12 protein-coding genes are annotated in these 20,575 nt (G+C 66.4%); 8 read left to right on the top strand and 4 right to left on the bottom strand.

The genetic code is table 11. The features are described 5' to 3' along the window. Positions 1–2: 2 nt before the first annotated feature. Complete coding sequence (gene gspE, locus L1F06_RS08040; protein WP_129483106.1) at positions 3–1,490, bottom strand: type II secretion system ATPase GspE; 1,488 nt, start codon at positions 1,488–1,490, stop codon at positions 3–5. A gap of 356 nt (positions 1,491–1,846) precedes the next feature. Between gspE and L1F06_RS08035 the strand changes: the two genes are divergently transcribed. Both L1F06_RS08035 and gspD read left to right on the top strand, forming a co-directional pair. Further along, positions 1,847–2,488 carry a type II secretion system protein N gene (locus tag L1F06_RS08035; protein ID WP_129483107.1) on the top strand — a complete coding sequence of 214 codons (642 nt, stop codon included), beginning with the start codon at positions 1,847–1,849 and terminating at the stop codon, positions 2,486–2,488. 4 nt (positions 2,489–2,492) lie between these two features. Continuing rightward, complete coding sequence (gene gspD / locus L1F06_RS08030) at positions 2,493–4,430, top strand: type II secretion system secretin GspD (protein ID WP_012019097.1); 1,938 nt, start codon at positions 2,493–2,495, stop codon at positions 4,428–4,430. 134 nt (positions 4,431–4,564) lie between these two features. On the opposite strand, the gene L1F06_RS08025 is transcribed toward gspD, so the two are convergent. Next, positions 4,565–9,406, bottom strand: a complete 4,842-nt coding sequence (locus L1F06_RS08025; protein WP_003244428.1) for an NAD-glutamate dehydrogenase — start codon at positions 9,404–9,406, stop codon at positions 4,565–4,567. 439 nt (positions 9,407–9,845) lie between these two features. On the opposite strand from L1F06_RS08025, the gene L1F06_RS08020 reads away from it, so the two are divergent. The 6 genes from L1F06_RS08020 (at position 9,846) to L1F06_RS07995 (ending at position 16,738) form a co-directional block, all read left to right on the top strand. Beyond that, positions 9,846–10,805, top strand: coding sequence for an AAA family ATPase (locus L1F06_RS08020; RefSeq protein ID WP_003244426.1), 960 nt, complete (start codon positions 9,846–9,848; stop codon positions 10,803–10,805). Between the two features lie 100 nt (positions 10,806–10,905). Then, on the top strand, positions 10,906–11,850 hold the full coding sequence (locus L1F06_RS08015; RefSeq protein WP_129483108.1) for a DUF58 domain-containing protein: 945 nt from the start codon (positions 10,906–10,908) through the stop codon (positions 11,848–11,850). Beyond that, positions 11,847–12,341: a DUF4381 domain-containing protein gene (locus tag L1F06_RS08010; RefSeq protein WP_129483109.1), complete on the top strand. Its 495-nt coding sequence runs from the start codon at positions 11,847–11,849 to the stop codon at positions 12,339–12,341. Before L1F06_RS08015 ends, L1F06_RS08010 begins: the two co-directional genes overlap by 4 nt. Beyond that, positions 12,334–13,338: a vWA domain-containing protein gene (locus L1F06_RS08005; RefSeq protein ID WP_129483110.1), complete on the top strand. Its 1,005-nt coding sequence runs from the start codon at positions 12,334–12,336 to the stop codon at positions 13,336–13,338. Before L1F06_RS08010 ends, L1F06_RS08005 begins: the two co-directional genes overlap by 8 nt. Next, a complete protein-coding gene (locus L1F06_RS08000; protein WP_129483111.1) occupies positions 13,335–15,101 on the top strand; it encodes a VWA domain-containing protein in 1,767 nt (588 codons plus the stop codon). Before L1F06_RS08005 ends, L1F06_RS08000 begins: the two co-directional genes overlap by 4 nt. Continuing rightward, positions 15,098–16,738, top strand: coding sequence for a BatD family protein (locus L1F06_RS07995; protein ID WP_129483112.1), 1,641 nt, complete (start codon positions 15,098–15,100; stop codon positions 16,736–16,738). Before L1F06_RS08000 ends, L1F06_RS07995 begins: the two co-directional genes overlap by 4 nt. A 343-nt stretch (positions 16,739–17,081) precedes the next feature. On the opposite strand, the gene L1F06_RS07990 is transcribed toward L1F06_RS07995, so the two are convergent. Both L1F06_RS07990 and L1F06_RS07985 read right to left on the bottom strand, forming a co-directional pair. Beyond that, positions 17,082–19,436 carry an efflux RND transporter permease subunit gene (locus L1F06_RS07990; protein ID WP_003244414.1) on the bottom strand — a complete coding sequence of 785 codons (2,355 nt, stop codon included), beginning with the start codon at positions 19,434–19,436 and terminating at the stop codon, positions 17,082–17,084. A gap of 18 nt (positions 19,437–19,454) precedes the next feature. Then, on the bottom strand, positions 19,455–20,546 hold the full coding sequence (locus tag L1F06_RS07985) for a WD40/YVTN/BNR-like repeat-containing protein (protein WP_435301310.1): 1,092 nt from the start codon (positions 20,544–20,546) through the stop codon (positions 19,455–19,457). Positions 20,547–20,575: the final 29 nt, after the last annotated feature.

The following is a 20,575-nucleotide window of genomic DNA, read 5'->3' as shown; positions in this document are numbered from 1 at the left end:
CATCATTCCTCGCGCGTCACCCGCAGCACTTCTTCCACCGTGGTCACCCCTTCGAGCACCTTGCGCCGGCCGTCGTCGCGGATGCTCGGGCCGAGCGTGCGCGCGTGGCGGGTCATTTCCTGCTCCGAGGCGCGGCTGTGCACCAGGGTGCGCATGGTCTCGTCGAACACCACCAGCTCGTAGATGCCGGTACGCCCGCGATAGCCCTGCTGGTGGCACTGGGCACAGCCGCGCGCATGGTAGAGCGTCGGCGGCGGGCTGGCCGGCACGCCCAGCAGCGTACATTCGGCCGCATCGGCCGGATATGGTTCCTTGCACGCCGGGCACAGTACCCGTACCAGACGCTGGGCCAGCACACCGAGCAGCGACGAGGACAGCAGAAAGGGCTCCACGCCCATGTCCACCAGACGGGTGATGGCGCCGATGGCGCTGTTGGTGTGCAGGGTCGAAAGCACCAGGTGACCGGTGAGCGAGGCCTGCACGGCGATCTCGGCGGTTTCCTTGTCGCGGATCTCGCCGACCATCACCACGTCCGGGTCCTGACGCAGGATGGCGCGCAGGCCACGGGCGAAGGTCATGTCCACCTTGGCGTTGACCTGGGTCTGGCCGATGCCTTCGAGGTGATATTCGATGGGATCCTCGACCGTGAGGATGTTGCGCGTGTGGTCGTTGAGGCTGACCAGACTGGCATAGAGCGTGGTGGTCTTGCCCGAGCCGGTGGGGCCGGTGACCAGCAGGATGCCGTGCGGTTTGCGCACCGTCTCCTCCATCAGCGCGCGGTCCTCGGCGCGCATGCCCAGGTGCTGCAGCGACAGGCGCCCGGCCTGCTTGTCGAGCAGACGCAGCACCACCCGCTCGCCGTTGGCCGAAGGCAGCGTGGAGACGCGGATGTCCACCTCGCGCCCACCCACCTTGAGCGAAATACGTCCGTCCTGCGGCACGCGCTTCTCGGCGATGTCCAGCCGAGCCATCACCTTGACCCGCGAGACCAGCAGCGCCGCCAGCTCGCGCTTGGGCTCGAGCACCTCGCGGAGAATGCCGTCGACGCGAAAACGTACCACCAGGCGTTTCTCGAAGGTCTCCAGGTGGATGTCGGAGGCGTTCTCCTTGATCGCTTCGCCGAGGATGGCGTTGATCAGGCGGATGATCGGCGCGTCGTCCTCCTGCTCGAGCAGGTCTTCGGTTTCCGGCACCTGGTCGGCCAGCGAGGCCAGATCGAAGCTGCCGCCGATGTCCTCGGCCAGCTGCATGGACGCCGAATCGTGCTGATAGGCCGTGCCCAGCACCTGGGCGAACTCGCTGGGAGCCAGCAGCTGCAGGGGCAATGCACGTCCGGCAAAGCGCTGCGCCTCGGCCAGCGCCACGGGGTCGCAATCGGCCCGATGGCCCAGGCAGGCCTGCCCCTCGTGGAGCATGAACACCACGCCGTGACGCTTGGCAAAGCTGAAGGGCAGGCGGCGCAGGGGAGTTTCGAGCAGCGAAGCGTTCATAAAGTGAGCCTTAAACGGAACCTTATCGCGAGTATTACAGCCCAATCTGACTGTTTGCCTCGCGCAGGGTTCTTTTCTGTAATGCTTATTGGATTACCTTTAACACATTGCCCAATGCAGCACATCCACCCCAGAAGGGGGATGCCAACGCAGCGTAGGCTGTTATGATCGGCCCGCGACGCACAGCACATAAAAACAACCAGGGTCTGTGAGACAAGTCGTCAGCGACGCCCAAGCGAAGTAGAAAACCCGCGTATGCACAGCCCGAGGCTGAGTGAAACGATTTGCGGACCCGCGGCGGCACAGCGCAGACACTTGCCTACAGAGACTGAAACGTCGTTTTCGGAGTGACACATTTGCCCATCCCGGCCCTCCCTCAGCGCCTCAAGGACAATGCCCCGATCCTGATCGGCATGCTGGCGCTGACTGCCCTGAGCGTGAGTCTGGCCTGGCAGAGCGCCGAGCTCCTGCGCCTGGTACGCAGCCCGTTGCAGCAAAGCGCGGAGCGCACTGCCAGCACCGAGCAGCAACGCGAGCAGGCGCCCATCGCCCAGCTGTTCGGTACCCCGCGCCTGGCCGATAGCGGCCCTCCTCCCGCCACCAACCTGCAGCTGACGCTGCTCGGCAGCTTCGTGCACAGCGACCCGCAACGCTCCAGTGCGGTGATCCAGCGCCAGGGCGGCACGGCCCAACGCTATGCCGTCGGCGGCGAAGTGGACAATGGCGTGCGCCTCGATGCGGTATACGCCGACCGCGTCGAGCTGCTGCGCAACGGCCGTCGTGAAAGCCTGGCCTTCCCTCGCCAGCAGAGCGGCCAGTACAGTCTGTATACCCCCCCGGACGAGGTCAGCGAAGACCCCGTCGAACAGCTCGACCAACTCGACCAGGACAATCTCGAGCAACTGCGTCAGCGCATGCAGGCGCTGCGCGAACAAATGGAAGCCTCCGGCACCCTGTCCGAAGACACCCCCTCCGATCAGCCCATGGAAAGCGACTGAACCGATGCACGCCCTCCGTAGCCGACTGACCCCCGCCCTATTCGCCGCCAGCCTGGCCACCGCGCCTGTGCCGCTACTCGCACAGATCGAACAGGTGCCCAGCAGCGCCAGCCAGCAGGAAGAAAGCTGGACCATCAACCTCAAGGGCGCGGACATCCGCGAATTCGTCGACCAGATCGCCGCCATCACCGGGCAGACATTCGTCGTCGACCCGCGCGTGAAGGGCCAGGTCAACGTGGTGTCCAACACGCCGCTGGGCTTGTCCGAGGTCTACCAGCTGTTCCTTTCGGTCATGGCCACCCACGGCTTCAGCGTACTGACCCAGGGCGACCAGGCGCGCATCGTGCCCAATGCCGAGGCCAAGGCCGAAGCCGGCGAAGGCCGCCCCGCCCCGGACCGCCTGGAAACCCGCCTGATCCAGGTGCAGCACGCGCCGGTGGCGGAACTGATTCCGCTGATCCGCCCGCTGGTGCCGCAATACGGCCATCTGGCCGCCGTGACCTCGTCCAACGCGCTGATCATCAGCGACCGCAGCGCCAACATCGCGCGCATCCAGGACCTGATGCGCCAGCTCGACCAGAGCGGCGCCCAGGACTTCAGCGTGGTCACCCTGCAGCACGCCTGGGTGATGGACGCCGCCGAGGTGCTCAACACCTCCATCGCCCGCGGCCAGGCCAAGGGCACCAGCGCCACCCAGGTGGTGGCCGACGCTCGCACCAATCGCCTGATCCTCCTCGGCCCACCGGAGGCACGCGCCAAACTGGCCGACCTCGCCCGCTCGCTGGACAGCCCCTCCAGCCGCTCGGCCAACACCCGGGTGATCCGCCTGCGCCACAACGACGCCAAGTCGCTGGCCGAAACCCTCGGCGATATCTCCGAAGGCCTGAAGAACAAGGAGGGCAGCGAAACCACCGGTCGCCAGTCCAACATCCTCATCCGCGCCGACGAGAGCCTGAACGCCCTGGTGCTGCTGGCCGAGCCGGATCTGGTGGCCACCCTCGAAGACATCGTGCGCCAGCTCGACGTGCCGCGCGCGCAGGTGATGGTCGAGGCGGCCATCGTCGAGGTCTCCGGCGACATCACCGACGCCGTCGGCGTGCAGTGGGCGGTGGACGCCCGCGGCAATACGGGCGGTCTGGGCGGGGTCAACTTCGGCGGCACCGGCCTGTCGGTCGGCACCGTGCTGCAGATCCTGCAGAGCGGCGAGATACCCGAGAACACCACCCTGCCCGACGGCGCCATCATCGGCATCGGCAGCGACCGCTTCGGCGCGCTGATCACCGCCCTGTCGGCCAACAGCAAGAGCAACCTGCTGTCCACGCCCAGCCTGCTGACCCTGGACAACCAGAAGGCGGAAATCCTCGTGGGGCAGAACGTGCCCTTCCAGACCGGCTCCTACACCACCGATGCCTCGGGCGCCGGCAACCCCTTCACCACCATCGAGCGCAAGGACATCGGCGTGACCCTCAAGGTCACCCCAAGCATCAACGAAGGCGCCACCCTGCGCCTGGAGATCGAGCAGGAAATCTCCTCCATCGCTCCCAGCACCGGGCTCAACGCCCAGGCGGTGGACCTGGTGACCAACAAGCGCTCGATCAAGAGCACCATCCTCGCCGACGACGGCCAGGTGATCGTGCTCGGTGGGCTGATTCAGGACGACGTCACCCAATCCATCTCCAAGGTGCCGTTGCTGGGCGACATTCCCCTGATCGGCGGGCTGTTCCGCTCCACCCGCGACTCCCACGTCAAGCGCAACCTTATGGTCTTCCTGCGGCCCACGGTGGTCCGCGACGGTGCCGGTCTGGCGGCGCTGTCAGGCAAGAAGTACAGCGACATCCGCATTCTCGGTGATGGCAGCAACGGCCGCCCGAGCATCCTGCCCAGCCAGCCGGCGCAGCTGTTCGATGGCCAGGGCGCACCGGCGGTTGATCTGCGCGAGTGATCGCGGCGCAGCGCCTGGGTCGCCCACGCGCACCCGGCCGGGACTGTAAGCCGGCAGGCTGACGCCGCTTTTGCTAACCCCTGAAACGCAACAGGCCCCGCAGATGCGGGGCCTGTTGCGTTTCAGGCTGGGTATCAGGCGCTCTGCGCCAAATCCATCAGCTCGCGGTTGGCCACGGCGTACATGGCGTAGTCGGTGCCGGTGGCCGAGCGCAGCTCGGTCAGCATCGCCTTCCAGCGCTCCACCAGGCGGTGGTGCTGCTCCAGCCACAGCGCCACGCGTGCCTCGATCTCCTGCGGCCCCTCGGCCATCTGCAATACCGAGACGGTGATCGCACGCTGCTGCCAGTCCAGATCATCACGGAAGGCTTCGCGGGCCAGCGCCTGCCAGTTGGTCTCCACCGGCAGGTTGGTGATCTGCTGCAGGTACCAGGACAGCTCCAGCGCACCGCCGACGGCGAAGTAGGCGGTGGCCACCTCGCTGGCGTCCTTGCCGGTGACATCCGCCGCTTCGATGATCGGCAGCAGGGTGTACAAATGGCTGGTGCCGGCCACCACACGCGCCAGCTCTTCCGGCGTGCCGGCTTCGACGAAGCTCTGGTAACGCGCCAGCCACTGTTCGCGGGCCGGGCCTTCGAGCAGCTCGTCCAGACGACCGACCAGCGCCTCGATGCGCGGCGCGAAGTGCGCCACGTCGCGGGCGGCGTCCAGCTCGTTGCGGCGGCTGCGCAGGAACCAGCGGGTGGCACGGCGGCCCAGACGCATCAGCTCGTCCATCAGCTGCAGCTGCAGCTCGGCCGGCACCTTGTAGTCCAGCGCCTCGATCTGCGCCCACCAGTGCGGCAGGCGGAACAGGTCACGCACGATGACGTAGGCGCCGGCGACGTTGGCCGCGCTCATGCCGGTGGACTCCTTCAGGCGCTGCACGAAGGTGATGCCCATGTGGTTGACCAGGTCGTTGGCGATCTGCGTGCTGACGATCTCGCGCTTGAGGCGGTGACGGCGCATGGCGTCGCCGAACTTCTCGGTGAGAATTTCCGGGAAGGCGGTTTCCATCTCGCGCGCCAGGTAGTCGTCGTCCGGCACCAGGGACTTGAGCAAGGATTCCTTGAGGTCGATCTTGCTGTAGGAGATCAGCACCGACAGCTCCGGGCGGGTCAGGCCCTGGCCGTTGGTGGCGCGCTCGTTCAGCTCCTCGTCCGAGGGCAGGAACTCCAGGGCGCGGTCGAGCTTGCCGGCGCTCTCCAGCGCGTTCATCAGGCGCTTGTACTCGCCGACGCGCTCGCGGGCGCGGCGTTCGGCCAGCGACAGCGCCTGGGTCTGCTTGTAGTTGTTACCCAGCACCAGCTCGGACACGTCATCGGTCATCTCGGCCAGCAGCTTGTTGCGCTGCTTCTCGGTCATGTCGCCGCCCGAGACGATCTCGCCCAGCAGAATCTTGATGTTCACTTCATGGTCGGAGCAGTCCACACCGCCGGCGTTGTCGATGAAGTCGGTGTTGCTGGCGCCGCCATGCAGGCCGAACTCGACGCGGCCGAGCTGGGTCATGCCCAGGTTGCCGCCCTCGCCCACCACCTTGGCGCGCAGTTCACGACCGTCCACGCGCAGCGCGTCGTTGGCCTTGTCGCCGACGTCGGCGTGGCTTTCCTTGCTGGACTTGACGTAGGTGCCGATGCCGCCGTTCCACAGCAGGTCGACCGGTGCCTTGAGCAGCGCATTGAGCAGCTCGGTGGGCGCCAGCTTGTCGGCGGCGATGTCGAAGCGCGCCTTCATCTGCGGGGTGATGGTGATGCTCTTGGCGCTGCGCAGGAAGATGCCGCCGCCTTCGGAGATGAGCTTGCTGTCGTAGTCGGCCCAGCTCGAACGCGGCAGGTCGAACAGACGCTTGCGCTCGGCGAAGCTCTTGGCCGCATCCGGGTTCGGATCGATGAAGATGTGCATGTGGTTGAAGGCGGCCACCAGCTGCAGCTTGTCCGACAGCAGCATGCCGTTGCCGAACACGTCGCCGGCCATGTCGCCGATGCCGATCACGGTGACGTTGTCCTTCTGCACGTCGATGCCGCGCTCGCGGAAGTGGCGCTGCACCGAGACCCAGCCGCCCTTGGCGGTGATGCCCATGCCCTTGTGGTCGTAACCGGCCGAACCGCCGGAGGCGAACGCGTCGCCGAGCCAGAAGCCGTATTCGGCAGCGATGCCGTTGGCGATGTCGGAGAAGGTCGCGGTGCCCTTGTCCGCCGCCACCACCAGGTAGGGATCGTCGGCGTCGTGGCGCACCACATTGACCGGCGGCACCACCTCGCCTTCCTTGAGGTTGTCGGTGATATCCAGCAAGCCGCTGATGAAGATGCGGTAGCAGGCGATGCCCTCGGCCATCACCTCGTCACGCGAACCGCCAACCGGCATCTTGCGCGGCACGAAGCCGCCCTTGGCGCCCATCGGCACGATCACCGCGTTCTTCACCTGCTGCGCCTTGACCAGGCCGAGCACCTCGGTACGGAAATCCTCCTCGCGGTCCGACCAGCGCAGGCCGCCGCGGGCGACGTCGCCGAAGCGCAGGTGCACGCCCTCGACGCGCGGGCTGTAGACGAAGATCTCGAACTTCGGCACCGGCCGCGGAATCTCCGGGATCAGGCGCGGGCTGAGCTTGAAGCTGAAATAGGACTTGGCCGCGCCGCTGGCATCGGCCTGGAAGAAGTTGGTACGCAGGGTCGCCTTGATCAGGTCCAGGTAGCGACGCAGGATGCGGTCTTCGTTGAGTACGGCGACGTTGTCCAGCGCAGCCAGGATGGCCTGCTCGAGCTTCTGCTGCTTGTCTTCCAGATCCTCGGCGGTGAGCTTGCGCGCGAGGTAGAAACGGGTGCGGAACAGGCGCACCAGCTCCTTGGCGATATCGGCGTGGTTGATCAGGGTCGAGGCGATGTAGCTGAGGTCGAAGCCCAGGCGGATCTGCTTGAGATAACGCGCATAGGCACGCAGCAGGGCGACGTCACGCCAGGGCATGGCGGCGATCAGCACCAGGCGGTTGAAGGCATCGTTCTCGGCATCGCCGCCGACGATATGGATGAAGGCGTCCTGCAGCGTGTCGTTGAGCTGCTGAATGTCGACATCCAGGCCTTCGGCGTAGGTAAAGGCGAAGTCGTGAATCCAGAATTCGCGGCCGTCATTGCGGCGCAGCTTGTAGGGGAACTCGCCGAGCACGCGCAGGCCGAGGTTCTCCAGAATCGGCAGCACGTCGGACAGCGGCAGCGGCGTGTCGGCATGGTACAGCTTGCAGTGCAGCTGCTGATCGCCCTGCGCCAGCGGCTGGTAGAAGCTCATCACCAGCGGTTTGTCGTTGCTCAGGCTGAGCAGGTGCTGCATGTCCACCACCGCCGAATGCGGGGCGAAACGCTCGCGGTAGCCGGCCGGGAAGCCGCCGGGGAACTCGGCCAGCACGTTGGTGCCCTGGGCCTCGCCGAAGCTCTCCACCATCAGGCTGGCGTAGTCGTCCTTCCACGAACGGCAGGCCTGGATGACTTCCTTCTCCAGGCGCACCGGGTCGATCTGGGTCTTGTTCTTCGGGTCGACGCGCAGGATGAATTGCACGCGCGCCAGCACCGACTCGGAGAAGAAGGTCCAGAACTCGCAATCGGTGGCCTGCAGACGATCCATCAGCACCTGCTGGATCTTCAGGCGGGTTTCGGTGGAGTAGACGTCGCGCGGCACGTAGGCCAGGCAGTAGCAGAAGCGGCCGTAGGGATCGCGACGCAGGAACACGCGAATCTTGTTGCGCTCCTGAATCTGCACGATGGCCAGCGCGGTATTGAACAGGTCGTCCACCGGAGTCTGGAACAGGTCGTCGCGCGGCAGCACTTCCAGCACCTGGGCCAGTTCCTTGCCCAGGTGGGCGCTGCTGTCGAAGCCCGAGCGCTGCTTGATCACGTCCACCTTGCGGCGGATGTAGGGGATGTTCCACACGCTCTCGGCGTACACCGCCGAGGTGTACAGGCCCATGAAGCGGCATTCCTTGACCACGTTGCCCTTGGCATCGAGTTCGCGGATGGAGACGAAATCCGGGTAGGCCGGACGGTGCACGCGGCTCGGTACCGCCGCCTTGGCGAAGGACAGCAGCTGCGGCTCGCGCAGGTAGGCCACGGCCTCCGGCTCGATGTGCAGCTCCTCGGCGGTCAGCCCGGTGCGCAGGCGCTTGGACAGACCGAGCAGGGACTTCTCGTCGTAGACCATGGTGCCGCCGTCGGCGCTGGGCGCGACGGTGAACTCCTCGTAACCGAGGAAAGTGAAGTGGTTGTCCAGCAGCCAGTTGAGGTAGACCTTGATTTCCTCGAGCTCGGCCTTGTCCACCTTGAGCTTGGCGCGATCCAGCCAGGCCAGCAGCTCGCGCGCCTTGGCCTTCATCGGCTGGAAGTCGGCGACGCTCATGCGCACGTCGCCGAAGACTTCGTGAATGGCCTTTTCCAGGGTTTTCAGCTCGGCGGAGCTGGAGCAGCGATCGATCTCCAGGAACATCAGCGCTTCCTGCAGCACACCCTCGCCCTGGGTGCCGCGCGGGAGGATTTCCAGCAGTTCGCCGTTCGCGTCACGGCGCACGCTGAACACACTGTTCTGCAGGGTATGGATGCTGTAGCCGCGACGGTTGAGCTCCATGCGCACCGAATCGACCAGGAACGGAATATCGCCATGCAGAATTTCCACCGCCGTATGGGTGGACTGCCAGCCGTGCTTCTCGTAGTCGGGGTTGAAGGCGCGAACCTGCGGCGAGCCGTGATCGAAACGCTCCAGCATGCGCCAGGCCGACAGCGTGCAGCCGACCAGATCGGACAGGCGCCGCTGAGTCAGCTCTTCGAGGGCGATGATGCCGAAGAATTGTTCGGCGAACAGGGCCATTTGTGGCAGTGCCTGCTCACTCACGTGCTGCGCCAGGGCCGCTTGCAGTTGGTGCTGGAAGTCGGCTTTGCTGGCCGCCGTAAAGAACGCCATGGTTTTGCTCCATTGGGCTGATGGTTCGACAGGAAGTCTGGATCGATGCCGCTCGGTGTTAGTTCAACGTTAGTCCATGAAGCGACAATGACATCTGCGAGTCGCATGCGGACCGGCGCGAGCCAAGCGACCGACTGGTCACATATAGCCGCTGAGCTTAACGAGGGATGGCCGACAACCGCTTGCGGCGCTGCGACATTTTCTTTCAAGGGCGCACCGAGATAGTGCGGATCGCTTGCAGATGACGGCCTGCGCAGGTGCGCAGGCCACCTGAACGCCGCTCTGCACCGGGCCAACTGTCGCCATCGGCCATTCCTGTGACCGTCCCGGCATAACGCAGGGTGCCATGCATAGCGGCTGAAGCGGCAAATGCATTAAAGTCGGCGGTCTGCATGCGAGGCAGCAGTCAGCCTCGCTCATCCGCCAGAAGAGCCCGACGATGGAACACCGTGAAGCGCTGGTCGCGTTACGCCAATTTCTTTCCTCCCAGATCCTCGGCCAGGAAAAACTCCTCGAACGCCTGCTGATCGCCCTGCTCGCCGACGGCCATCTGCTGGTCGAAGGTGCGCCCGGCCTGGCCAAGACCAAGGCGATCAAGGAATTGGCCGAAGGCATCGAAGGCGAGTTCCACCGCATCCAGTTCACCCCCGACCTGCTCCCGGCCGACATCACCGGCACCGAGATCTATCGCCCGGAAACCGGCAGCTTCGTGTTCCAGCAGGGGCCGATCTTCCACAACCTGGTGCTGGCCGACGAAATCAACCGCGCCCCGGCCAAGGTGCAGTCGGCGCTGCTTGAGGCCATGGCCGAGCGCCAGGTCTCGGTGGGCCGCAGCACCTACGATCTGTCGCCGCTGTTTCTGGTCATGGCCACGCAGAACCCCATCGAGCAGGAAGGCACCTACCCGCTGCCCGAGGCCCAGCTCGACCGTTTCCTGATGCACGTGAAGATCGGTTTTCCCGATGCCGCGGTGGAGCGCAAGATCCTCGCCCAGGCCCGTGGCGATGCGCTCAACGGCGAGGCCAAGCCCGAGCATCGGGTCAGCCAGCAGGCGGTGTTCGCCGCGCGCAAGGAGATCCTCGGCCTGTACATGGCCGATGCCGTGGAGGAATACCTGGTGCAACTGGTGATGGCCAGTCGCACCCCGGCCAAATACGACGCCGAGCTGGCCGACTGGATCGCCTACGGCGCCAGCCCGCGCGGCTCCATCGCCCTCGACCGTTGCGCCCGCGCGCATGCCTGGCTGGCCGGACGCGACTTCGTCAGCCCGGAGGACATCCAGGCGGTACTGTTCGACGTGCTGCGTCATCGCATCATTCTGTCCTTCGAGGCCGAAGCCTCGGGCGTCGACCAGGATCGCGTGATCCAGCGCATCCTCGACGTGGTGGCGGTGGCTTGATGCAGCCGCGCCCCATGCGCTCGCCCCACGTAGCCCGGATGCAATCCGGGACTGATTGCGCGGCCTCCCCGGATTACATCCGGGCTACGGGCTGAAGCTCATGCAAACCCCCGCCAGCCACCCCGGCATCCATATCGATCTCGCCGAACTGATCGAGATGCGCCACCGCGTACACGAGGTGCCGCTGTTCTCCACGCCAGCGCGGCGCAGCCCGCTGATCGGCCTGCATCATTCCAAGCTGCGCGGCCGTGGCGTGGACTTCGATCAGGTGCGCGTCTACCAGCCCGGCGACGACGTGCGCACCATCGACTGGCGCGTCACCGCACGCACCCAGGAGCCGCACACCAAGCTGTTCCACGAGGAGCGCGAGCGCCCGATCTTCATCATCGCCGAACAGAGCCAGCGCCTGTTCTTCGGCTCCGGCCAGTGCTTCAAGTCGGTGCTGGCCGCGCGTGCCGCGGCGTTGATCGGCTGGGCCGCGCTCGGTCACAACGACCGTATCGGCGGTCTGGTGTTCGCCGACAACGAGCATCACGAGGTCAAACCGCGGCGCAGCAAGCAGAGCCTGCTGCAGCTGCTCAACCTGCTGGCCCGCGCCAACCAGGCGCTGGCCGCCGAGGCGTCGCCCGCGAGCCGCGATACCTTCGGCATGGCGCTACGCCGCGCGCGCGAAGTGCTGCGCCCTGGCAGTCTGGTGATCGTGCTGTGCGACGAACGCGCGCTGAGCGACAACGCCGAACAGCAACTGACCCTGCTCGCGCGGCATATCGATCTGCTGCTGCTGCCCTTGTCCGACCCGCTCGACCACGCCCTGCCCGCCGCCGGCCTGCTGCGCTTCACCCAGGCCGACGCGCAGCTGGAGCTCGACAGCCATAACGGCGATCTGCGCCAGGCCTACCGCGCCCAGGCGCAGGCACGCGAAGCGCGCTGGCAGCGCCTGGCGCAGAAACTCGGCGTGCCGCTGCTGCCGCTGAGCACCCAGGCCGAGCTGGTCGAGCAGTTGCAGGAACAGCTCAGCGCACTGCGGCCGAGGAAGGTGGTATGAACCCCATCGACCAGTTGCTGCCGCCGATCGATCCGCCGCCCGTGCTCTGGTGGCCGCCCGCACCGGGCTGGTGGCTGCTCGCCGTGCTGCTGCCCCTGCTCGGCTGGGGGCTCTGGCACCTGCTGCGACGCTGGCACCGGCGACAGCGCAAGGTGGCTGTCGAACAGCCCCTCGACCCGCTGCGCCAGGCCGCCCTGCAGGAGCTGGCGCAGTTGCGCAAACCCTACGACGGCGCCGCGGCCGGCCCCTGGCTGCAGCAGATCAACGCGCTGCTCAAGCGCCTGTGCCGCGAGCGCTACCCGGACAGCCACAGCCATGTGCTGAGCAGCCGCGCCTGGCTGGCCTTTCTCGACAACCGCTGCCCGGCGGCCGGCCTGACGCGCTGGATGATCCTGGTGGAAGGCGCCTACAAGCCGCAGTGCACCCTCAGCGACAAGGCCATAGGCGAGCTCGACCAGGCCATCGCCATCTGGATTCGCAAGCATGTTTGAGCTCGCCTGGCCGTGGATCTTCCTGCTCGCGCCGCTGCCCTGGCTGTTGCGCCTGCTGTTGCCGCCGGCCGACAGCGGTGATGCGGCGCTGCGCGTCAGCTTCCTCGACGAACTGCAGGCGCTCAGTGGACGCCGTGCCCGCGTCGGCCTGCCGAGCTGGCGCCAGCAGGCGCCGCTGGCCCTGCTCTGGCTCCTTCTGCTGTGCGCCGCGGCCCGCCCGCAATGGGTCGGTGAACCGCTACCACTGCCGGCCAGCGGCCGCGACCTGCTGCTGGCGGTGGATGTCTCCGGCTCCATGGCCTACGAAGACATGCACTGGGACGAGCAGCCGATCAGTCGCCTGGAACTGGTCAAACGCCTGCTCGGTGACTTCATCGAGGACCGACGAGGCGATCGGGTCGGCCTGATCCTGTTCGGCAGCCAGGCCTATCTGCAGGCGCCGCTGACCTTCGACCGCCACACCGTGCGCACCTGGCTGGACGAAGCCATGATCGGCATCGCCGGCAAGAACACCGCCATCGGCGATGCCATCGGCCTGGCGGTCAAGCGCCTGCGCCAGCGCCCGGCGCAGAGCCGCGTGCTGGTGCTGATCACCGATGGCGCCAACAACGGCGGCGAGATCGACCCGATGGTCGCCGCGCAACTGGCGGCCGAGGAAGGGGTGCGCATCTATGCCATCGGCATCGGCGCCGACCCTCGCCAGAGCGGCGTGCTCGGCGCCTTCGGCTTCAGCGCGCTGGACCTGGACGAAACCAGCCTGCGCGCCATCGCCGAGGCCACCGGCGGCGAGTACTTTCGCGCGCGCAATCAGGCCGAGCTGACCCAGATCGAGCTGACCCTGGATCGTCTCGAGCCGGTCGCCCAGCAGCCCACCCTGGCCCGTCCGGCCAAGGCCCTGTATGCCTGGCCGCTGGCCCTGGCGCTGCTCGGTTCGGTGGTGCTGGCAGGTCGTACGCTCTGGCCCGATCTGCCCCTGCGCCTGCGGAGGCGCGCATGAGCCTGCTCTGGCCGGACTGGCTGCGCCCGCTATGGCTGGCGCTGGTGCCCCTGCTGGCCTGGCTGCTCTGGCGGCTGTGGCACCGCAAGCGGCAGAGCGGGCGCTGGCAGCTGCTGCTGCCGGAAGCCTTTCACCAGACCCTGCTCAAGGGCGGTAGCGGCCGCACCAGCAAGCTGCCCTGGCTCGCCCTCGGCCTGGCCTGGGCACTGGCGCTGCTGGCCCTGCTCGGCCCCAGCTGGCAGCGCGTCGAGCAAAGCAACCAGAAGCCGGCCGACCCGCTGCTGGTGCTGCTGGAGCTGACCCCGCAGATGCTCGCCACCGACGGCCCGCCCAATCGTCTGGAGCAGGCGCGGCGCAAGCTGCTCGACCTGCTCGAAGCCCGGCGCGACGCGCAGACCGCGATCATCGTCTATGCCGGCAGCGCCCATGGCCTGGTGCCGCTGTCCGACGACCTGGCCACCAGCAGCAATCTGCTCGAAGCGCTCAAGCCGTCCCTGATGCCCGAACCGGGCCGCCGCGCCGATCTGGCCGTGGTCCGCGCCCTGCAACTGCTGGATCAGGCGCAGCTGGGTCAGGGACGTCTGCTGCTGATCACCAGCGCGCTGGACGAGCAGGAGCGCAGCGGCATCCGCCAGGCGCTGGAGAAACGCACCGTGCCGCTGCTCATCCTCGGTGTCGGCAGCCGCGAAGGCGCGCCGGTGGTGCAGGAAGACGGCAGCTTTCTCAAGGACGAGCGCGGCGCCATCCTGATTCCCCGCCTCGATGCCCGCGGCCTGCGTGAGACCGCCGAGGCGCATGCCGGGCGCTACGCATCGATGCGCCTGGATGACGAGGACCTGCGCCGCCTTGGCCTGCTCGACAGCCCGCAGGCGCTGCGTGCCGCGGGAGAGCCGACCCAGCTCGATGCCCAGATCGATCAGGGCTATTGGTTGCTCCTGCCGCTTCTGTTGCTCGCCGCCTTTGCCGGACGCCGTGGCTGGCTGTTCTGCCTGCCGCTGCTGCTGATGTTGCCGCCGCAGGCCAGCCACGCGTTCAGCTTCGACGATCTCTGGCTGCGCCCGGACCAGCAGGGCCAGCGCCTGCTCGACGCGCAGCGCCCCGCCGAGGCGGCGCAGCGTTTCCACGACCGCCAATGGCAGGGCAAGGCACTGTACGAGGCCGGCGATTACGCCGCCGCGGCCGAGCGCTTCGCCCAGGGCGACAGCGCCGCGGATCACTACAACCGCGGCAACGCGCTGGCCAAGGCCGGCGAACTGGAGGCGGCGCTGGACGCCTTCGAGCAGGCGCTGGAACGCCAGCCCGACCTGAGCGCCGCACAGCACAACAAGGCCCTGGTCGAAGAGGCGCTGCGCCAACGCGAACAGCAGCAGAGCTCGGCCGACAGCGACCAGACGCAGCAGGCGGAACAGGACGGCGAATCCGACACGGCCAACGAATCTCCAGCCAGCCAGGGCAACGAGCCCCAGCCCGGCCAACCGGCGCAGCCGAGCAAACCGGGTGAGCCGGCGGGAGGTGACGAAGCGCAAAGCGCCGATAACGGCAACGACAGCGCCGCGCAAGCGTTGCCCCAGACCGGCGAGCCGCAGCCGGCGAACGACAGCGAGGCGCTCGAACGCCCACGCGGCGAAGCCGACCTGGGCAGCGCCGACGAACGTCGCCAGGCCCTGGAGCAATGGCTGCGGCAGATCCCGGACGATCCGGGCGAACTGCTGCGGCGCAAATTCTGGTACGAACAGCAACAGCGTCAGGACCCAAATCGATGAAGCGTCTCGCCATCCTGCTTCTCCTACTGGTCGCGGGCCAGGCCAGCGCCGAAGCCTTCTTCGCCAGCGTCGACCGCACCCGCCTCAGCGAGGGCGAGACCGTGGTGCTGACCCTCGAATCCACCGACCCCACCCGCTTCGGCCGCCCCGACCTGAGCCCGCTGGACGAGCACTTCGAGATCGTCGGCAGCCGTCAGGTCAATCGCCTCAGCAGCATCGGCGATACGCCGCGCGCCAGCACGCGCTGGATCCTGACACTGCAGCCCAGGCGCAGTGGCGAGGTGGTGATTCCGCCGATTCGCCTGGAAGACGCCGAAACCCTGCCGATCACGCTGCAGGTCGAAGCGGCCGGCGACCGCGGCAACGGTGAGAAACTGGCCCCGGTGTTCATCGACGCCAGCCTCGATCAGGACAGCGTCTACGTGCAGGCCCAGGCCGTACTGACCCTGCGCATCTACCATTCGGTCTCGATGTATGACGACAACAGCCTGACCCCGCTGCAGATGAAGGATGCGCGCATCGAGCAACTCGGCGAGCCGCGCACCTACGAAAAAAGCATCGGCGGCGTGCGTCACGGCGTGATCGAACTGCAGTACGCCATCTACCCGCAGCGTAGCGGTGAGCTGGTCATTCCCGGCCAGACGTTCAGCGCCACCCTGGTCGACCGTTCCGGCGGCAGCGATTTCCTGCCCTTCGGCCCCCGTTCGGGTCGAGTGTCGCGAGTGAAGTCGCCGGACATCCCCCTGCAGGTCAAGGCCAAACCCGCCGACTACCCCGCCGACGCGCCCTGGTTGCCGGCTCGCGCCCTGGGCCTGGCGGAAACCTGGAACCCGCAACCGGAGCAGAGCCAGGTCGGCGACTCGCTGACCCGCCGCCTCATTCTCAAGGTCGACGGCCTCTCCAGCGCACAGCTGCCACCGCTACCGGCCACCCAGGTGGAAGGGCTGCGCCGGTATCCCGACCAGCCGCAACTGAGCGATCAGAAGAGCGAAAACGGCGTCATCGGCACCCGCGAGGAACGCGAGGCACTGGTGCCCAGCCGCAGCGGCAGCTTCGACCTGCCGCCGCTCGAAGTGGTGTGGTGGAACACCCAGACCGACAGCCTGGAGCGCACCACCCTGTCGCCGCGCACCCTGCAGGTCGCGGAGAACCCGCAACTGCAGAACGAGGAACAGCCCAACACGCCGATGGTGACGACTCAGGTGATCGAGGGTCCGGAGCTGTGGCCCTGGCAGCTGGCGTGCGCCCTGCTCAGCCTGAGCACCCTGCTCGGCTTCGGCCTGTGGTGGCACGCCCGTCGGCAACCGGCGATCCAGCGTGCAGCGCAGAGCGGGCCCAGCCCGCGCACCCTGCTCGACGACATCAAGCGTGCCTGCCAGACCGGCGATGCCCAGGCCACCCGGCACGCCCTGGACGCCTGGGCGCGCCAGCAACCCGAAACCCTGGCCGACATGGCGGCGCGCTACGTGCCGCTGTCGGATGCGCTGGACGGCCTCAACGGCGCGCTGTACAGCGAAGTGGGCCAGCAATGGCAGGGCGAGGAACTGTGGAAGGCGATCCGCAACCTGCCGGCCGCCCAGGAGCCGAGCAGTACGCCACAGGAAAATGGCGCGCTACCACCGCTCTATCCACGCTGATAGGCGTCCCGTAGGGTGCGCCGCGCGCACCGCTGTCCGCGCTCTGCCATGCTCGGCAACCGATCATCCGCCCTGGTCGGTAGCCGAAAATCGACTCGCCGGGACAAAGCCCCGGACTTTATCCGGGCTACGGACTGGATCGGGCAGGAACGGCCAACGAAACAACCTGCCCCCATTCCGTTGGCTTGCATATGCCCGGTGCGCATGGCGCACCCTACGACGCGTTGGGTGGGGTGCGCCGTGCGCACCGACTGCCGCGACAGCGAGGCCTTCTCGTCAGCGCCAAAGCCATAAAACAAAAACCGCGGCACTCGGCCGCGGTTCTCGTTTTACGCAAAGGGCATCAGGCCTTGGCGCGCAGCTTCTCCGGGTTGATCAGGAAGCGGGCCAGGGCCGGCAGCAGCCAGATCGCGCCGATCATGTTCCAGAGGAACATGAAGGTCAGCATCAGGCCCATGTCGGCCTGGAACTTGATCGCCGAGAAGATCCAGGTCGCCACGCCGATGGCCAGGCAGACGCCGGTGAACAGCACCGCCTTACCGGTGGACTTGAGCGTCTCGTAGTAGGCGTCCTGCAGCGACAGCCCCTGACGCAGGTAGGTCTCCAGACGGCTGTAGATGTAGATGCCATAGTCCACACCGATACCCACGCCCAGGGCGATCACCGGCAGGGTGGCGACCTTGACGCCGATGCCCATGAAGGCCATCAGCGCGTTGCCCAGCACCGAGGTCAACACCAGCGGCAGGATCACGCAGAGGGTCGCGGCCAGCGAACGGAAGGTCAGCAGGCACATGATGCTCACCGCGGCATACACGGCGATCAGCATGGTGGTCTCGGACGCGGCGATCACCTCGTTGGTGGCCGCCTCGATACCGGCGTTACCGGCCGCCAGCACCACCTGCAGCTCGTCGGTGTTGTGCTGCGCGGCGAACTCCTCGGCCGCGGCTACCGCGCGCGACAGGGTCTCGGCCTTGTGATCCTCGAGGAACACCAGCACCGGCGCCACCGAGCAGTCGGCGTTGTACAGGCCTTCGGCACGGGCGATGGAGTTGTTCAGCACGTCCTGGTTGCGCGACAGGGTTTCCCATTTCAGGTTGCCCTCGTTCATGCCCTTGATCACCTGCTTGGACACGGTGACCATGGAGATGGCCGACTGCACGCCCTCGGTGTTCTCCATCTTCCACATCAGCTCGTCCATCGCGGCCAGGCTGTCATAGGTGGAGCAGCCCTCGGGGCCGGTCTTGATCATCACCACCAGCACGTCGGAACTGGTCGAGTAGTTGCGGATGACGAAGTCGTTGTCCAGGTTGTAGCGCGAATCCGGATGCAGTTCCGGCGCGCCCTGGTCGAGGTCGCCGATCTTCAGGTTCTGTCCGTACCAGACGCCACCAGCCAGCGCCACGACGGCGATGACCACGGAGATCGGTGCCACCATCGGGTGAGCGAAGTTGGAAATGGCGCGCCAGATCGGATGATCCTTGGCAGCCTCCTCACGACTCTTCTTCACCGCACGCTTGCCGATGCCGATGTAGGAAATCAGTACCGGCAGCAGGATCAGGTTGGTGAGGATGATCACCGCCACGCCCATCGAGGCGCCGATGGCCAGCTCGCGAATCACGCCGATGTCGATCAGCAGCAGGGTGACGAAACCCACGGCGTCGGACAGCAGCGCCACCAGGCCGGGGATGAACAGCTGACGGAAGGCCATGCGCGCAGCGGAAAGCGCGTCGGTCGCTTCGCCCGAGGCCATGGCGATGCCGTTGATCTTCTGCACCCCGTGGGAGATACCGATGGCGAACACCAGGAACGGCACCAGCATCGAATAGGGATCGAGACCGAAGCCCAGGGTGTGCAGCAGGCCGAGCTGCCAGATCACCGCGATCAGGGTGGTGATCACCACGGCCAGGGTGCTCTTGAAGCAGTGGGTGAACCACAGCAGCAGCACGAAGGTGATGCCGATGGCGACGGCGAAGAACAGCGCCACGCCCACCAGGCCATCGATCAGGTCGCCGACCTTCTTGGCGAAACCGATGATGTGCACCTTGACGTTGGGATTCTGCGCCTCGTACTTCTCGCGAATCTTCTCTTCCAGCTCGTGGGAGAACTTCTGGTAGTCCAACTTGATCAGCTTGCTCTGATCTTCCGGGTCCGGATAGGACTCCAGCAGCGGCACGTCGACGATGCTGGACTTGAAGTTGTTCGCCACCAGACGGCCGATCTGGCCGGACTTGAGGATGTTGCTGCGCAGGTCTTCCAGGCTGTCGGCGGAACCGTCGTAGGTCTGCGGAATCACCTCGCCACCTGCGAAGCCCTCTTCGGTCACTTCGGTCCAGCGCACGCTCGGGCTCCACAGCGACTTGAGACCGGAACGGTCGACGCCGGGGATGTAGAACACCTCGTCATGAACCTGACGCAGGGTCTCCATGTATTCCTTGCTGAAGATGTCGCCCTCGGTGGCCTCCACCGAAATCCGCACGGTATTGCCCAGGTTGGACAGGTCGTTGCGGTGCTCGAGCATCTTCTGGATGTAGGGGTGGCCCAGCGGAATCATCTTCTCGAAGCTGGTCTGCGGGCGTACCTGGGCAGCCTGGTAGAACAGGAAGATGCTGATCAGCAGGCAGATCAGGATCACCGCCGGGCGATTGTTGAAAATCAGCCGCTCGAGAAAGGAGGCAGGCTTGTGTTGATGCTTGGTCATGCAAAGGCTCCCGGCTTGTTATTGTTGGCCCAGATCGGCGCCAGTCGAGGCGGCGAGGTGAACGCCGCCCTGCCCCACCAGGATCAGGTTGCCGTTATCCAGTGCAGTTACCCCGGCCAGCGAGAGGCGGTCGGGACGATTGATCAGACTGAAGCTCTGACCGTGATCCGTGCTGCGCAGCACGGTGCCGCCATGGCCGACCACGGCGACGCTGCCGTCACGCAGCAGGGTGCCATCGGCCAGGCCGAATTCCAGCGGACCATTGTTCGGTGTGTTGAGGGAGATCTGCTGCCAGCTGTCACCGAAATCGGTGGAGCGGAACAGATGGCCACGCAGGCCGTAAACCAGCAGCGTGCCGGCTTCGTCCGTACCCAGGGCGCCGAACAGCGAGCCCTCGTAGGGCTTGTCCTCCACCGCTTCCCAGGTTTGGCCCCAATCGCGCGAACGGAACATGCCGCCCAGTTCGCCGACGATGAACAGGCCGGTATCCTTCACCGCGGTGATGGCGTTGAGGTGATAGGCGTCTTCGTTGTCGAGACGGTCGCTGACGTCTTCCCAGTTCGCACCGCCGTCCGTGGTTTCCAGCAGTGCGCCATAGGCGCCCACGGCGTAACCGGTCTCGAGATCCTTGAACCAGATGTCCAGCAGCGGCGCTTCGCGCTCGAGGTCCTCGAACTGCTTGGTCCAGGTCTTGCCGCCATCGGTGGTCGCGAGAATCTGCGCGTCGTGACCGACCACCCAGCCATGCTGGGCATCGACGAAGAACAGCGACGTCAGCATCTGCCGGGTCGGCACCTTGGCCTGCTGCCAGCTCTGACCCTGATCGTCGGAATAGAGGACATGGCCACGGTCACCGACGGCAACCAGGCGCTCGCCGGTGTTGACCACATCGAGCAGCAGGCTGTGCACGGCCTTGGGCGACTCGATGGCATAACCCGCTTCTGGAGCCGAGGTCTCGGCCTGCAAGGGTGCGGCAGCAAGAACCAGAATGGAAAGCACACTGCACAGCGAGAGCGCTTTAGCCAGCGGCGAATGGACACGGAGCGCCGGTTTGCGCGCCACGGTGGACGCCAGACCGGACTGGGTGCGCCGCATGACGGGCTCACTCATATACCTTCCCCCTTTCTTGTTATAGGCGG

The organism is Pseudomonas hydrolytica (assembly GCF_021495345.1).
Lineage (GTDB): Bacteria > Pseudomonadota > Gammaproteobacteria > Pseudomonadales > Pseudomonadaceae > Aquipseudomonas > Aquipseudomonas hydrolytica.
Note: the sequence above shows the minus strand (reverse complement) of the source record. Positions and strands in the feature narration are given on the sequence as shown.

What these genes read in the sequence shown, in the direction of transcription:
- gspE (WP_129483106.1), bottom strand. Translation starts at nt 1,490, where the DNA reads ATGAACGCTTCGCTGCTCGAAACTCCCCTGCGCCGCCTGCCCTTCAGC.
- gspD (WP_012019097.1), top strand. Translation starts at nt 2,493, where the DNA reads ATGCACGCCCTCCGTAGCCGACTGACCCCCGCCCTATTCGCCGCCAGC.
- L1F06_RS08025 (WP_003244428.1), bottom strand. Translation starts at nt 9,406, where the DNA reads ATGGCGTTCTTTACGGCGGCCAGCAAAGCCGACTTCCAGCACCAACTG.
- L1F06_RS08020 (WP_003244426.1), top strand. Translation starts at nt 9,846, where the DNA reads ATGGAACACCGTGAAGCGCTGGTCGCGTTACGCCAATTTCTTTCCTCC.
- L1F06_RS08015 (WP_129483108.1), top strand. Translation starts at nt 10,906, where the DNA reads ATGCAAACCCCCGCCAGCCACCCCGGCATCCATATCGATCTCGCCGAA.
- L1F06_RS08010 (WP_129483109.1), top strand. Translation starts at nt 11,847, where the DNA reads ATGAACCCCATCGACCAGTTGCTGCCGCCGATCGATCCGCCGCCCGTG.
- L1F06_RS08005 (WP_129483110.1), top strand. Translation starts at nt 12,334, where the DNA reads ATGTTTGAGCTCGCCTGGCCGTGGATCTTCCTGCTCGCGCCGCTGCCC.
- L1F06_RS08000 (WP_129483111.1), top strand. Translation starts at nt 13,335, where the DNA reads ATGAGCCTGCTCTGGCCGGACTGGCTGCGCCCGCTATGGCTGGCGCTG.
- L1F06_RS07995 (WP_129483112.1), top strand. Translation starts at nt 15,098, where the DNA reads ATGAAGCGTCTCGCCATCCTGCTTCTCCTACTGGTCGCGGGCCAGGCC.
- L1F06_RS07990 (WP_003244414.1), bottom strand. Translation starts at nt 19,436, where the DNA reads ATGACCAAGCATCAACACAAGCCTGCCTCCTTTCTCGAGCGGCTGATT.
- L1F06_RS07985 (WP_435301310.1), bottom strand. Translation starts at nt 20,546, where the DNA reads ATGAGTGAGCCCGTCATGCGGCGCACCCAGTCCGGTCTGGCGTCCACC.